This window comes from Paramesorhizobium leguminum, assembly GCF_003217235.1.
GTDB lineage: Bacteria > Pseudomonadota > Alphaproteobacteria > Rhizobiales > Rhizobiaceae > Paramesorhizobium > Paramesorhizobium leguminum.
This window is the reverse complement of the sequence record NZ_QJTF01000002.1, coordinates 238,180-250,280: the sequence shown is the minus strand read 5'-3', so window position 1 is coordinate 250,280 and position 12,101 is coordinate 238,180. Positions and strand designations below refer to the sequence as shown.

Sequence of the window (12,101 nt, the reverse complement as noted above, 5' to 3'; positions counted from 1 at the left end):
GAGGGGGTGAGATGACGAGCGCTATCCGTCTTTGTCATTCCACCATTTTCGACTAAAACGATTCCGAAATATCGGAGTCTCCAAGCATGTCCACTGATCAAAAGCCCGTTGCCGCTTTGAGCGAAGCGGAAGCCGTTGAGGAACTTGCCTTTCTTGCCGGCGAGCTGGCGCGGCATGATGCGCTTTATCATGGCAAGGACGCGCCGGAGATAACGGACGCGGAATATGATGCGCTGAAACGGCGTAATGACGCCATCGAGGTGCGGTTTCCGGCGCTGGTCCGGCCGGATAGCCCTTCGCGCAAGGTGGGGGCGGCGCCGTCAGGGCAGTTCGCGCCCATCGTCCATTCCCGCCCGATGCTGTCGCTTGAGAATACATTCTCCGATGAGGACGTGCGCGATTTCGTGGGTAGCGTCTACCGGTTCCTGGGCAAGATGCCGGATGGTTCCATCGCGTTTACGGCAGAGCCGAAGATCGATGGGCTTTCAATGTCGCTTCGCTATGAGCGCGGGCGGCTGGTCAGCGCGGCGACGCGCGGCGACGGCACGACGGGCGAGAACGTGACGGCCAATATCCGCACGATCCGGCAAATACCGGAAGTGCTGCCCGCCGGGGTGCCTGAAGTGGTGGAAATTCGCGGTGAGGTCTATATGGCCAAGAGCGACTTCCTGGCACTCAACACGCAGATGGCGGCGGAGGGCAAGCAGACCTATGTCAACCCGCGCAACACGGCGGCGGGATCGCTGCGCCAGCTCGACCCGAAGGTGACGGCGAGCCGGAAGCTTCGCTTCTTCGCCTATGGGTGGGGTGAGATTTCGGTCATGCCGGCCGATACGCAACTTGGCATGGTGGAAACCTTCGGCGCATGGGGCTTTCCGGTCAATCCGCTGATGACGCGGCTCGATACGGTCGAGGAGATACTGGAGCACTATCACCATATCGAGCGGGTACGCCCCGATCTCGACTATGACATTGACGGGGTGGTCTACAAGGTCGACAGGCTGGATCTGCAGACTCGCCTTGGCTTTCGCTCGCGCTCGCCCCGCTGGGCGACGGCGCATAAATTCGCAGCCGAGCAGGCTTTCACGCGGCTGACGGGCATCGACATTCAGGTGGGGCGCACCGGGGCGTTGACGCCGGTGGCGCGGCTGGAGCCGATCACCGTCGGCGGCGTGGTTGTGACGAACGCGACGCTGCACAATGAGGATTATATCAAGGGCATCGGCAATAACGGCCAGCCGCTGCGCGAGGGGCGGGATATCCGTGTCGGCGACATGGTCATCGTGCAGCGGGCGGGGGATGTCATCCCGCAGATCGTCGATGTGGTGCTGGACGAGCGCCCGGCATCGGCGGCGCCTTACGCCTTTCCGCATACCTGCCCGGTTTGCGGCAGCCATGCGGTGCGCGAGGAGGGGGAGTCCGTGCGTCGCTGCACCGGCGGCCTCATCTGCCCGGCGCAGGCGGTGGAGCGCATCCGCCATTTCGTCTCGCGCAATGCCTTCGATATCGAGGGGCTGGGCGAAAAGCAGGTGGAGTTCTTTTTCCATGCCTCGGACCCGGCTTTGCGGGTGCGTTCTCCTGCGGACATCTTCACGCTCAAGGAGCGGCAGAGCCGCTCGCTGACCAAGCTTGAGAACATCGATGGTTTCGGCGCGGTTTCGGTGAAAAAGCTGTTCGACGCCATCGACGAGCGCCGGAACATTGCGCTCTCGCGGTTCCTGTTCGGGCTTGGGATGCGGCATGTGGGCGAGGTCAACGCCAAGCGGCTGGCGCGGGCCTATCGCTCCTACGAAGCTTTCGAACGCGCCGCGCGCGAGGCGAGGCCGCCTCGGGACAAGGCCGACAAGGGCAACGAGGCCTGGGCGGAGCTCAACGATATCGAGGGGATCGGCGCAATCGTCGCGGAGGCGGTCGTGGATTTCTACAACGAGCCGCATAACACGCAAGTTCTTGCCGCGCTGCTGAAAGAAGTGACGCCGCTGGACGAGGAGGTGCGTATCGCCGCCGGCTCACCCGTGGCAGGCAAGACGGTGGTGTTTACCGGCTCGCTCGAAAAGATGTCGCGCGACGAGGCCAAGGCCATGGCGGAGCGCTATGGCGCCAAGGTGTCGGGTTCGGTGTCGAAGAAGACCGATCTGGTGGTGGCGGGGCCGGGCGCCGGCTCGAAGCTCGCGAAGGCGCAGGAATTCGGGGTGGAAGTGATCGATGAAGATGCGTGGCTGGCGTTGGTAGGGGAAAAAGCATGATCCCGAAAAGTTGCAGACTTTTCGGACAAGATCATGCGTGGAGAGAGAAAATATGAGTCGGTTCAAAGGCTTTGGTGAAAAGGCTCTCCCTTTCCTAAAGGCGCTCGATTTTCATCAGAATCGCGAATGGTTTCAGGAAAACAAGGATCTGTTCGAGAGCCAACTGAAGGAGCCGCTGGGCGATCTCGTCGAGGACCTGACGGAACGCTTCGCCGAGGCCGGTCTTCCATTCCGGGGCGACCGGGTGAAATCGCAGTTCCGCATCTATCGCGATGCGCGCTTTTCCAAAGACAAGAGCCCCTATAACCGGCATCTCTCGGCGCTGCTTTCCGCTGATGGCAGCAAGCGGACCGAGAGCGGCTGCTTCTATGTCTGCATCGGCTTGCCCGGCATACGCGATTGCTATGCGGGCGTTGCCTGGTGGCAGGGGCGGCCGGAACTGCTTCTGGCGATGCGCCGGGCGATTGCGGAGAGGCCGGAGGAGTACCGCGCAATGGTCAAGGAGTTGAAGCGCAATGGGCTGGAATTGCGCGATACGGACCGGCTGAAGCGGCTGCCGCGCGGGTTTGAGCATGTCGAGGAGGCGGATATCGCCGAGGCGGTCAAGAACCGGCATTTCTTCGTGCGCATGGAGATCGACCCCGACAGCATCTCCTCGCCGGACCTCGCCGACCGGCTGTTCGATTTCGCGATGCGGGGGAAACCGCTGATCGATTGGGGGAAGAAGATTGAGAAGACGGTGGGGTAGATAAGTAGAATAAAATTCTACCCCGCGTGTCTTCCACGCCAAGCGGTTTCTTACCTGCCGCGCCCAGCGCTTGTAGTTTCGCATGATATTTGCGGCGGCTGCCATTTGCCGCCGGTTTTCATACGAGAGTGCGAACATGTCTCACGCTGCGACAAAATCATCCCCCAAGCCGTTTTACGCGTCGTTTGGATTTCAGGTGCTGGCGGCGATGGTCGTTGGGCTGGTGCTCGGCCTCATCGCTCGCAACATGGGCGTGGATGCGGCCGGCAATCCGAACTGGCTCACCGTTACGCTCCAGACCATAGGCTCCATCTTCGTCCAGCTTTTGCGCGCGCTGGTTCCGCCGCTGGTCTTCACCGCCATCGTCGCTTCTATCGCCAATCTGGCAACGCTGCAGAACGCTGCCAAGCTGGTCTGGCAGACGCTGCTCTGGTTCGCCATCACTTCGTTGATCGCCGTTGTCATCGGCATCGCGCTTGGTCTCATCATCCAGCCGGGTATCGGCTCCGGCGTGGCGCAAGAAGCCGCCAAGGCGCCATCCTATACCGGTTCGTGGCTCGATTTTCTGAAAGGCCTCGTGCCGGCCAACATGCTCGGCCTTGAAGCGAGCACCAAGCTAGCGAATGGCAGCGCCAGCACGTCGCTTAATTTCAACGTGCTGCAACTCCTTGTCGTTTCCATCGTCTTCGGCGTGGCGGCGCTGAAAGCCGGAGAGGCGGCCAAGCCGTTCCTTGCCTTCAACCAGTCTCTGCTCACCATCGTGCGTAAGATCCTGTGGTGGGTCATCCGGTTGACGCCGATCGGCACCGTCGGTTTGCTTGGCCGCGCGGTCGCGCAATATGGCTGGGAAACGCTGGCGCAGCTCGGCTGGTATGCCGCGGCGGTCTATATCGGCCTCGCCATCGTGCTGTTCGTGGTCTATCCGCTGCTTCTTAGCGCTCATGGCTTGAAACCTTCGCGCTTCTTTGCGGGTGCATGGCCGGCGATCCAGCTTGCTTTCGTGTCGCGCTCCTCGGTCGGCACGCTTCCCGTCACCGAGACCGTGACCGAAAAGAGCCTTGGCGTGCCGCGCGAATATGCCGCTTTCGCCGTGCCGCTCGGCGCGACCACGAAGATGGACGGCTGCGCCGCCATCTATCCGGCCATTTCGGCGATTTTCATCGCCCAGTTCTTCGGCGTGCCGCTTGGCATTCAGGAATATGTGCTGATCGTCTTCGTGGCGGTGCTTGGCTCCGCCGCGACGGCGGGCCTGACCGGCGCGACCGTGATGCTGACGCTCACGCTCTCCACGCTCGGCTTGCCGCTGGAAGGCGTCGGTCTGCTGCTTGCCATCGACCCCATCCTCGACATGGGCCGCACGGCCGTCAATGTTGCCGGGCAGGCACTGGTTCCGGCCATCGTTTCCAAGCGCGAGGGGATATTGGACGAAAGGGTCTATAATGCCGGAAAGCTGATTGGGGATGACGAACCGGTAGGAGCCGCTCCGCAGGCTGCGTGAGGATCGACCAAGGGGTCCCTTGGCCCTTGGCGCCTTCTCATTAAGTCCTACTGCGGCTTGCCCTTCTCCCACGTCACGTTGCTGTTGAAGAGCGGGATCGTCGAAATGGAGGTCTTGGCGGAGCCGTCCTGCACCTGCGCCGCGTGGACGAGGTAGACCATGGTGTCGTTCTTCTTATCGTAGATGCGGGTGATGACCAGTTCTTTCCAGATCAGGCTGGTGCGGGTGGAGAAGACGCGCTCGCCTTCCTCGCCAAGCTCGATATCGCCGACGGTGACCGGGCCGGTCTGCTGACAGGAGATGGAGGCGTTGGATGGGTTCTCGAACCAGTTGCCCTTCTGAAGCCTGTCGATGATGCTTCGGTCGAACGAGGCGAGGTAGCAGGTGATGCCCTTCACCTTCGGGTCCTGCACGGCATCGATGACGATGTCATTGCCGAACCAGTCGACGCCGACCTTGCCGATTTCCTCCGCGCCAGCCTGACCAATGAAAGCGCCGGCGAATAGAGCCGTTGCGGCGAGAATCTGCTTCATCGAAACCTCCAGTTTAAGGCAGTAGGGCAATAAGGCAGTAAGGTGCGTTTCTTTAAACATATTGCCCTACTGCCATACTGCCTTATTGCCCTTAACAATCTGGGACGCGCCCACGCACAATACAAGAGAACCCTTCACGACCACTTGTCGAGAAAAGCGGCGATATCGAGCTTCTGCATGTCGGGAATCGCCTCGTAGAGCCGGTTCGCCGGCCAGTCCCACCAGCAAAGCGAGAGAAGCCGCTCAATGATGGCGGCGTCGAAGCGCGGGCGGATGATTCGGGCGGGGCTGCCTGCGACGATCGTGTAGGCGGCCACGTCTCGCGTGACCACCGAATTGGCGCCGATTACCGCGCCATGGCCGATTGAAACGCCCGGCATGATCACCGCGCCATGGCCGATCCAGACATCATGGCCTATTGTGACCCGGCGCGCCTGACGGCGGGCGCGGAATTCGCTGTCCACGCCCAGATAGCGGAAATATTCGTTGGGGCGGTAGCTGACCTTATGCGTCGTGAGGCGCTCCATCGGGTGTTCGAGCGCATTGATGCGCACATTGGCGGCGATGGAGCAGAAACGGCCGATGTCGGCGTAAATTCCCTCACCGTTGCGCTCGAAATAGCTGAAATCGCCCACCGTCACGTCGCGCAGGATCACGCGCTCGCCGATTTCCGCATGGCGTCCGAGCTTGACGGATTTCAGTTGCGCCGTCGGATGGATACGCGGTTCGTCATTCTGGAAGCGCAGGTCGTTTTCGTTGCTCATCGTTGAAACCAATTTATTGCCGTGGCCGCTTTCCGCAGCCGTTCCGACAGCCTATAATAGAGGAATGAGGACAGCGCACGATCATAGTTCACGCAAATTCGCGCTCACTGCCCTGACGGCGTTTCTCGCCGCCGGTGCGACCGGCCTTGCCTTCGCCGGCTGGCTCAACCATGGCGAGGGCATTTTCCAGGCGATGATCCAGACCGGCCTCAGCTGGTGCCTGTGACCCTATCCTGATGCGCAAAGTTTTCCCTGTACTCGTCATCGTCCTGATCGCCATTCTCTCGGGCGCGCTTGCCTTCAATTTCTGGCGGGATCGCACAAAAGCGGAGGACGCGCCGTTCGGCGGCGCTTTCCAGCTTGTCGCCACCGATGGCAAGCCGATCACCGAAGAGGCATTCCGGGGGCATCCGTCGGCCATATTCTTCGGCTTCACCCATTGCCCCGATGTCTGCCCGACGACGCTTTTCGAGCTCGACGGCTGGCTGAAAAAGCTTGGGCCCGACGGCGAGAATATCCGCGCCTATTTCGTCACCGTCGATCCGGAGCGGGACGATGCGGCGACGTTACGGACCTATATCGGCAACGTCTCCCAGCGCATCACCGGCATCACCGGGGCGCCGGACAAGATGGCGGCGATGCTGAAATCATTCCATGTCTATGCCCGAAAGGTTCCGGGTGAGAATGGAGATTACACCATGGACCACACCGCCTCGATTTTCCTGCTGGATAGCCAGGGCCGCTTTCGCGGCACGATTGCCTATGGCGAGAACCCGGATACGGCGATTGAAAAGCTGAAGAAGTTGGCGGCTGGATGATGGAAGCCCTTTACGTTCTCACCCCCCTCTGCCTTGCCAGGCATCTCCCCCTCAAGGGGGGAGATTGGCTGATATTACCCTCTGCCGCTCGTCCTTCAACATATGCTGGTGATGGCGGCATTGATGAAGGTGTAATCTTCCCCCTTGAGGGGGAGATGTCCGGCAGGACAGAGGGGGGTACCTTTCAAACGATTCCTCCTGAATACGAAATGTCCTGAATGCCACAGATCCGCCTGTTCCTCACCGCCGGTAAAGAAGAAGCCGAGCGTATTTATGCTCTCATCGAACAGGAGTTCGAGGAGGATGGCCTGCCTGTCGCCATAGTCGAAATGGACGAGGAGCGGCAGATTTTCGAGGTTTCGCTCTATCTGGAGACGGAAGCGGATGCTGATGCTGCCACCACGCGGATCGCCGACAAGGTCGGCGCGGATGCGATAGGCCGCGAAGTGCTGCCCGATATCGACTGGGTGGTTCATTCGCTTGAAGGGCTGAAGCCGGTGCGCGCCGGGCGTTTCTTCGTCCATGGCTCGCATGACCGCGACAAGCGGCGGCCTCATGATCTTGCCATCGAGATCGATGCGGGGCAGGCTTTCGGCACCGGCCATCATGGCACCACGGCGGGTTGCCTTGAGATGATCGGCGAAATCATCCGCCGCGAGCACCCGCGCACTGCGCTCGATCTTGGAACGGGAAGCGCGGTGCTGGCCATCGGCATTGCGAAGCTCAGCCACATCCCGGTGCTCGCCACCGATATCGACCCGGTTGCCACTGCGGTGGCACAAGAGAATGTCGTGAAAAATGGCGTCGCCACGCGAGTGCGCACGGCGACCGCCATCGGATTCCATCATCCGGCGATGCGTAATGCCGCGCCGTTCGACCTGATCGTCGCCAACATTCTGGCCCGTCCGCTGATGCAGCTTGCCCCCGCCATGCGGCGGCATCTCACGCCCGGCGGCTCGCTGATCCTCTCAGGCATTCTCGATAGCCAGCGCGACAAGGTGCTGGCGGCTTACCGGACGCAGGGGATTTTTCATCAGAAGACCCTGCACCGTGAGGGATGGGTCACGTTGCATTTGAAGTGATCGAAAAAGGGAGTAAGGGAATAGGGGAATAAGTGAGTATGTTTTGTTGAGACCTACTCACTTATTCCCCTACTCACCTATTCCCTTCCTTCCTGCGAGACAAACATGTTCCAGTCCTTCGACGTCATCAGCAATCCGGCCAATGTGGCGCCGCGTGTGGCAAAGCTTCGGGTGGAGATGGAAAAGCTCGGGCTCGACGGTTTCCTTGTCCCCCGCGCGGACGAGCATCAGGGCGAATATGTGCCGCCGCGGGCGAAGCGCCTTGCCTGGCTCACCGGTTTCACCGGCTCGGCGGGCGTCGCGCTGATCTTCAAGAACGATGCCTTCATCTTCGTCGATGGGCGTTACACGCTGCAGGTGCGCGAGCAGACGGATCTCTCCATCTTCAAGATAGAGAGCCTTATCGATACGCCGCCTTCCGTCTGGCTCGCGGAGCATGGCAAGGGCCTGACTATCGGTTTCGATCCCTGGCTCACCACGATCGCGGAAGCGAAGGCGCTACGGGAGGCACTTGAGAAAATCGGTGGCAGGCTGGTGCCGGTCGTCGACAATCTGGTTGATCTCGTCTGGGGTGACCAGCCTTCCGCACCGCTGGAGCCGGTGACGATCCAGCCCATCGCCTTCGCGGGCGAGGAAGCAGCGAGCAAGCTCGATGAGTTGTCACGGGCGGTATCCAAAGCAGGCGCGACAGCCACTGTACTGACCGATCCGTCCTCCATCGCCTGGACTTTCAATATTCGCGGCAAGGATGTGAGCAACACGCCATTGCCGCTTTCCTTCGCCGTGATCGGGAAGGAAGGCGAGCCATCGCTCTTCATCGACAAGCGCAAGCTGCCCATCGAGACCGAGGCCTATCTGACGCAGTTGGCGAAGCTGCGCTCACCGGGTTCGCTGGAAGACTATCTTAGGTCATGCGGAGCGGAAGGCGATGCCATCCTGCTCGACCCGGCGCTAGCGGCGGAGAAGTTGCGCATGATCGTCGAGGACGCGGGCGGTCGGGTGATCGAAGGCACGGATCCGGCGCGCCTGCCGCGCGCGCTCAAGAACGAGGCGGAGCTTGACGGTTCGCGCCGCGCCCATGAGCGCGACGGCGTGGCCATGGTTTCGTTCCTGTCATGGCTCGATGAACAAGTGCCCGGCACGATCGATGAAATCGCCGCCGCGACCAGGCTGGAGGAAACCCGCCGCAGCGTCGCGGAAAGCTTCCAGATGCCGCTTGAGGATATCTCTTTCGATACGATCTCCTGCGCCGGGCCGAACGGCGCGATCATGCACTACCGCGTCAATACGGATACGAACCGTATGTTGAACGAAGGCGAGCTTTATCTGGTGGATTCCGGCGCGCAATATCGCGACGGCACCACGGATATCACCCGTACCGTACCGATCGGTACCGTCTCGGATGAACTGAAGCGCGCCTTCACGCTGGTGCTGAAGGGCATGATCGCCATTTCCACGGCCCGGTTCCCCAAAGGCACGCGCGGCATGGATATCGATGTGCTCGCCCGGATCGCGCTATGGAAGCATGGGCTCGATTACGCCCATGGCACCGGCCACGGCGTCGGCTCCTATCTCGCGGTGCATGAAGGGCCGCAGAATATTTCGAAGCGCGGCGCACACGAACTGATGACCGGCATGATCCTTTCCAACGAGCCCGGCTATTACAAGCCCGGCGCCTTCGGCATCCGCATCGAGAACCTCGTCGCCGTCACCGAGCCGGAAATGCTGGAAGGCGGCGATATTCCAATGATGGGTTTCGAAACGCTGACCTTTTGCCCCATCGATCGTCGGTTGATCGATACTTCGCTCTTGACGAAGGAGGAGCTTGTCTGGCTCGACGCTTATCATGCAGAGGTCCGCGAAAAGCTGCTGCCGCATGTGGAGGGTAAGGCGCGGGAGTGGCTGGTCACGGCGACGGAGACGCTGGGGTAGCTTATGATATCTAATGGGGGCGGAATAAATGAGCTTGGTATACAATGAGCGAACGAAGCTGGCGGCAAACAATCTGGATAGGCTTTCAACGGCTTTTGTCGTTGTTGGCGTCCTTGGGAATACTTACGTCTTTACGCCGGGAACAAACCTGTTCGCACCAGTACTAAGTGTGTCAGCTTGGATTGTTTCTGCTGGTGTGCTACATTTAATTGCACGAAACGTTCTAGGGAGACTGAAACAATGACATCAACTGTCTTTTTCTTATATGTTCTCCCCCTAACCGTGGCTGCCGTGGGCCTCTGCTGGCTCTGGTACGATAAGCATTATAACAATCATTCCGGTTGATCGTGGTCGTTCTGCAAATAAATTGCAAGACGTGTCCTTGAAGACTGAAATCATGACATCCGCTGTCTTTTTCTGGTATGTTTTCCCGCTGATCGGGGCTGCCGTGTGCTTCGGCTGGCTCTGGTACGACAAGCGCTATGGCAAATATTCCGATTAAATCGGGAAAAAATACCGGAGCAGAATAATACACGCCGCGCCGAGGCAGAAAGTCGGCACCATGCTCAAGCGCGTCGCGATCAGCCCGGAAAAGAGCAGCGTTGTGAACTCCTGCCAGCTGTTGGTGAAGGCGGTGGGTGCGACGAGGGTGGTCAGCACCGCTGCGGGAACGGCATTCAACCCCGCCTCCACCCGGTAGTGTATTCTCTCGAAGCGGGAGAGGATCAAATGGCCGCCCACGCGCGTGAGAAAGGTCACGATGGCGCCGGCGAGGATGATCCATGTGATCGTCGACATCATTTGGCCTCCGGTTTTTCAGGCTTCGCCAAAATTGCAGCAACCAGTATGCCCGCGATGGCGCCGAAGCTGACATGCCAGGGCGAGCCGACGGTCTTGTAGGCGAGAACCGAGGCCGCGCCGCTCGCAATCACCACCGGCAGCCAATGCTGGCGTGAGCGGAAGCTCATGACGAGGCCGAGAAAATAGACCGGCAGGATCACGTCGAGCCCTATTGCATGGGGATTGGTGATCAAATTGCCGAACATGCTGCCGACGAAGGCTTCCAGCACCCACATCAGATAGACGGGCAGCGCAAGCCCCATATACCAGGCGAAGGTGACGGGCAGGCCTGCCTCGCCTCGCTTTTCCGTCTCGGCATATTGCGGATCGACCAGCACGAAGAAGGCGGCCATTTTCTGCCAGAAGGTGAAGTGCCGAATGCGCCGCCCGACGGCTGCCGAATAGAGCACATGGCGGAAATTGACGGCGAAGATCGACAGCACGATCATCCATGGGGCGATCTTCTGGCCGAACAGTTCAAGCCCCACCATCTGGCTGGCACCGGCATAGAGCGCCGCGCTCATCAACACCGCCTCGGGCATCGTGAAACCGTTATCGATCGCCACCGCGCCGAAGAGGAGGCCGAAGGGGGCAATGGCGACGATGAGGGGGAGGCCTTTGCGAGCGCCTTCCAGGAAATCGGCGCGCATGCCGCGCTCCACGATTTCGGCGCTGACCGGCTGGTCCATGATGTTTCCTTTGATGGAGGGCCGGAAAAAGGAGACAAGCCGGCAATTCTTGAGTTGGTCTAAATCAGAGGGGAGGCGGTGTCACATCAGAACTGTTGATGGATAGGTCAAAATTTTTGAGACGGTTAAAAAGAATGGACCGGGATCGCTCGTAACATTGACCGTCATCAAAAACATCGACACATTCTGTTGTAACGCTATGGAGGTCGATCATGGCCGCAATCACAGTGACGGCGAAAAGGCAGATCATGCTCAAGAGGGACGTACTTGAGCATCTCGGCGTCAAGCCGGGGGAAAGAATCGACGTTCAGAAGTTGCCCGGCGGCGAATTGCGGATGAGGGCCGCTAGTCCGACCGGCAATGAGATCACAGCGGCGGGTAGGGCCGGTGAGATGGATGACTGAAGCACTTGGTTTGTGCCTTATGCGTATAAATCCCGTTACGGATGACAATGCCGTTCTTGCCCCTTTGCCGTGGATCCTCGGGTCAAGCCCGAGGATGACGATTGTAGGAACGGTGTCGCTAATGGCAAACGCGGTGCCAGGACATTAACGATGCCATCCCTCCCGTCGTCATCCTCGGGCTTGACCCGAGGATCCACGGCAAGGGGGCGTAGACGGTATTGTCATGCCCCGACGGGATCCAGAGGTGCAAGGGGGCTGCCATGGCGGGTTATGTCTATATCGTCACCAACCATAAGCATGGGACGCTTTATATCGGCGTGACCTCCGACCTGTCTGGCCGCATTTATGAGCATCGCGAAGGGATGACGCCGGGCTTTACCTCAAGGTATGGGTGTACACGGCTGGTCTGGTATGAAGAGCATGAGCGGATCATCGATGCCATCCAGCGTGAGAAATCGTTGAAGCGCTGGTTGCGGCAGTGGAAGATCGAACTGATCGAGAGCATCAATCCCGGTTGGGACGATCTCTACCCGAGGCTCTGGTAGAC

General features: G+C 60.0%; 13 protein-coding genes. 9 read left to right on the top strand and 4 right to left on the bottom strand.

Annotated features, from left to right (window positions below; all coding sequences use genetic code 11):
* Nucleotides 1-86 precede the first annotated feature (86 nt).
* From ligA to C7477_RS02765, 3 genes are all read left to right on the top strand, one after another.
* Complete coding sequence (gene ligA / locus C7477_RS02775; RefSeq protein WP_110748714.1) at nucleotides 87-2,246, top strand: NAD-dependent DNA ligase LigA; 2,160 nt, start codon at nucleotides 87-89, stop codon at nucleotides 2,244-2,246.
* Between the two features lie 52 nt (nucleotides 2,247-2,298).
* Entirely contained in the window at nucleotides 2,299-2,994 is a 696-nt protein-coding gene (locus tag C7477_RS02770; RefSeq protein ID WP_110748712.1) for a DUF2461 domain-containing protein, read from the top strand.
* A gap of 136 nt (nucleotides 2,995-3,130) precedes the next feature.
* Nucleotides 3,131-4,492 carry a dicarboxylate/amino acid:cation symporter gene (locus C7477_RS02765; RefSeq protein WP_110748710.1) on the top strand — a complete coding sequence of 454 codons (1,362 nt, stop codon included), beginning with the start codon at nucleotides 3,131-3,133 and terminating at the stop codon, nucleotides 4,490-4,492.
* Nucleotides 4,493-4,539: 47 nt separating this feature from the next.
* Here the strand turns inward: C7477_RS02765 and C7477_RS02760 are convergent, their stop codons facing one another.
* Nucleotides 4,540-5,025: a CreA family protein gene (locus C7477_RS02760; RefSeq protein ID WP_110748708.1), complete on the bottom strand. Its 486-nt coding sequence runs from the start codon at nucleotides 5,023-5,025 to the stop codon at nucleotides 4,540-4,542.
* A 134-nt stretch (nucleotides 5,026-5,159) separates the two neighbouring features.
* Nucleotides 5,160-5,789: a DapH/DapD/GlmU-related protein gene (locus tag C7477_RS02755; RefSeq protein ID WP_110748706.1), complete on the bottom strand. Its 630-nt coding sequence runs from the start codon at nucleotides 5,787-5,789 to the stop codon at nucleotides 5,160-5,162.
* A 64-nt stretch (nucleotides 5,790-5,853) separates the two neighbouring features.
* Between C7477_RS02755 and C7477_RS18870 the strand changes: the two genes are divergently transcribed.
* The 4 genes from C7477_RS18870 to C7477_RS02730 all read left to right on the top strand — a co-directional run bounded on the left by C7477_RS18870 (nucleotide 5,854) and on the right by C7477_RS02730 (nucleotide 9,621).
* The gene (locus C7477_RS18870; protein WP_181418318.1) at nucleotides 5,854-6,015 is read left to right on the top strand and encodes a hypothetical protein; all 162 of its coding nucleotides are present in this window, start codon (nucleotides 5,854-5,856) and stop codon (nucleotides 6,013-6,015) included.
* Between the two features lie 10 nt (nucleotides 6,016-6,025).
* A complete protein-coding gene (locus C7477_RS02745; protein ID WP_110748702.1) occupies nucleotides 6,026-6,607 on the top strand; it encodes an SCO family protein in 582 nt (193 codons plus the stop codon).
* Between the two features lie 218 nt (nucleotides 6,608-6,825).
* The gene (locus C7477_RS02735) at nucleotides 6,826-7,689 is read left to right on the top strand and encodes a 50S ribosomal protein L11 methyltransferase (RefSeq protein ID WP_110748700.1); all 864 of its coding nucleotides are present in this window, start codon (nucleotides 6,826-6,828) and stop codon (nucleotides 7,687-7,689) included.
* Between the two features lie 105 nt (nucleotides 7,690-7,794).
* Nucleotides 7,795-9,621, top strand: coding sequence for an aminopeptidase P family protein (locus C7477_RS02730; RefSeq protein ID WP_110748698.1), 1,827 nt, complete (start codon nucleotides 7,795-7,797; stop codon nucleotides 9,619-9,621).
* 498 nt (nucleotides 9,622-10,119) lie between these two features.
* Here the strand turns inward: C7477_RS02730 and C7477_RS02720 are convergent, their stop codons facing one another.
* A complete protein-coding gene (locus C7477_RS02720) occupies nucleotides 10,120-10,419 on the bottom strand; it encodes an AzlD family protein (protein WP_110748849.1) in 300 nt (99 codons plus the stop codon).
* Nucleotides 10,419-11,150: an AzlC family ABC transporter permease gene (locus C7477_RS02715; protein WP_110748694.1), complete on the bottom strand. Its 732-nt coding sequence runs from the start codon at nucleotides 11,148-11,150 to the stop codon at nucleotides 10,419-10,421. The genes C7477_RS02720 and C7477_RS02715 overlap by 1 nt, the downstream gene beginning before the upstream one ends.
* 212 nt (nucleotides 11,151-11,362) lie before the next feature.
* Here C7477_RS02715 and C7477_RS02710 point away from each other — a divergent pair, with 212 nt between their 5' ends.
* Entirely contained in the window at nucleotides 11,363-11,554 is a 192-nt protein-coding gene (locus tag C7477_RS02710) for an AbrB/MazE/SpoVT family DNA-binding domain-containing protein (protein ID WP_110748692.1), read from the top strand.
* Between the two features lie 260 nt (nucleotides 11,555-11,814).
* Nucleotides 11,815-12,099 carry a GIY-YIG nuclease family protein gene (locus C7477_RS02705; RefSeq protein WP_110748690.1) on the top strand — a complete coding sequence of 95 codons (285 nt, stop codon included), beginning with the start codon at nucleotides 11,815-11,817 and terminating at the stop codon, nucleotides 12,097-12,099.
* The last annotated feature ends 2 nt before the right edge of the window (nucleotides 12,100-12,101 follow it).

Coding starts and splice junctions, on each gene's coding strand:
- C7477_RS02745 (WP_110748702.1), top strand. CDS start 6,026: ATGCGCAAAGTTTTCCCTGTACTCGTCATCGTCCTGATCGCCATTCTC.
- ligA (WP_110748714.1), top strand. CDS start 87: ATGTCCACTGATCAAAAGCCCGTTGCCGCTTTGAGCGAAGCGGAAGCC.
- C7477_RS02765 (WP_110748710.1), top strand. CDS start 3,131: ATGTCTCACGCTGCGACAAAATCATCCCCCAAGCCGTTTTACGCGTCG.
- C7477_RS02755 (WP_110748706.1), bottom strand. CDS start 5,789: ATGAGCAACGAAAACGACCTGCGCTTCCAGAATGACGAACCGCGTATC.
- C7477_RS02760 (WP_110748708.1), bottom strand. CDS start 5,025: ATGAAGCAGATTCTCGCCGCAACGGCTCTATTCGCCGGCGCTTTCATT.
- C7477_RS02715 (WP_110748694.1), bottom strand. CDS start 11,150: ATGGACCAGCCGGTCAGCGCCGAAATCGTGGAGCGCGGCATGCGCGCC.
- C7477_RS02735 (WP_110748700.1), top strand. CDS start 6,826: ATGCCACAGATCCGCCTGTTCCTCACCGCCGGTAAAGAAGAAGCCGAG.
- C7477_RS18870 (WP_181418318.1), top strand. CDS start 5,854: ATGAGGACAGCGCACGATCATAGTTCACGCAAATTCGCGCTCACTGCC.
- C7477_RS02720 (WP_110748849.1), bottom strand. CDS start 10,419: ATGTCGACGATCACATGGATCATCCTCGCCGGCGCCATCGTGACCTTT.
- C7477_RS02710 (WP_110748692.1), top strand. CDS start 11,363: ATGGCCGCAATCACAGTGACGGCGAAAAGGCAGATCATGCTCAAGAGG.
- C7477_RS02705 (WP_110748690.1), top strand. CDS start 11,815: ATGGCGGGTTATGTCTATATCGTCACCAACCATAAGCATGGGACGCTT.
- C7477_RS02770 (WP_110748712.1), top strand. CDS start 2,299: ATGAGTCGGTTCAAAGGCTTTGGTGAAAAGGCTCTCCCTTTCCTAAAG.
- C7477_RS02730 (WP_110748698.1), top strand. CDS start 7,795: ATGTTCCAGTCCTTCGACGTCATCAGCAATCCGGCCAATGTGGCGCCG.